Raw genomic sequence first — 1174 nt, 5'->3', positions numbered from 1 at the left:
GGTCACAATCGCTTTCAAGTTCGCTCGACCCCGCCGACGACCATACTTCCCACGACGAGTCATCTTCCTCTTGAAGTACCTGTTGTATGTTCCCCGTGCAAACCGTCGGTACGGCATCCATGAGGTTTGTACGTCCGCTCGTGAGTACTTAAATACCCGGAAGGGCATACCTATTTCTGCTCGAACCCGAGGTGTCTGGAATCGCCTGGGTTGCCTGAACTGGAGACGCCGCTAGTATAGTATCCCGTAGCGACCTTATCGACCCACTCAAGCTTCTTATCTGAGCGTTCGTGAGGTAACCAAAACGAGAGCTTGGTGCGCTTGGACTCGCCCATGTCTGAAAACCGTTGGTGAGTCTCGGTAGGTATCCCGTTCGTGAGTAACTCCCTGGACGGCCACCAGTTGTGTTTGTTGACCATCTCCTCGATGACCTTCGATAGATCATTCGTCTTAAGGTTGTGTTCCTCCTTATACTTGGACGCCTGCTTGAGTACGTTCGCATACGTGAGCACTGGATGAGACTGCTTCTCCTTTAATACAGAGGGCTTCTCTGACTTCTTGAACGCAGGTTCTGTATCAATATATTCTTGCCAGTAATCCTGCCCTGAGTGGATGATCTCCACATCGGGCTCATGCTTGAAATATCCAATGGACTTGCATACATGATTGTTCATAAACTTGCCGGCGTGTAAGCCGTTGCCTGAACGCTCGTAATGCTTGCTAATGGCCTTGCGAAACGCATCTACCTTTTTTGTGGTAAAATCTCGCATGACTATGTGAAAATGCTCTGACTTGTCTTCTGCATCTGCTTGATGCCTACAAAGTGCCCAGTCTTGACTGTACTTCTCTACAAAACTCTTCACATTCTCTAGCTCTGCGTGCGGGATTGTCAGTCTGTACTGGTAGTACTCAGTAGGACGCTCGGTCGGTCGTTCGGTCAATCCCGCTTGGGACATAAGTAGTCCCAAGCTACCGACCACACATTTATAGTCTAATTCAAGTTTATTTTTCAGGAAAAAAACCTGGGGGGCACGGCGCAGGGTAACCAGGTAACCGGAAACCAACCGTTTACTCCTGTTGGGTACCCTGCCACGATGGGGCGGATGTCAGGGTACCCAACAGGAGTAACCGGTTCGTTACCGTTTACCTGCTTACCCTGCCACCTCCACAGGGG

General features: G+C 50.3%; 1 protein-coding gene. It reads right to left on the bottom strand.

What is annotated here, in order from left to right; genetic code table 11:
• Positions 1 to 170: 170 nt before the first annotated feature.
• The gene (locus tag HWQ67_RS19205; RefSeq protein WP_218254303.1) at positions 171 to 956 is read right to left on the bottom strand and encodes a hypothetical protein; all 786 of its coding nucleotides are present in this window, start codon (positions 954 to 956) and stop codon (positions 171 to 173) included.
• Positions 957 to 1174 lie beyond the last annotated feature (218 nt).

Origin of the sequence: Candidatus Magnetobacterium casense (assembly GCF_019173545.1) — a bacterium.
Lineage (GTDB): Bacteria > Nitrospirota > Thermodesulfovibrionia > Thermodesulfovibrionales > Magnetobacteriaceae > Magnetobacterium > Magnetobacterium cryptolimnobacter.
This window is presented reverse-complemented; position numbering and strand designations above follow the sequence as displayed.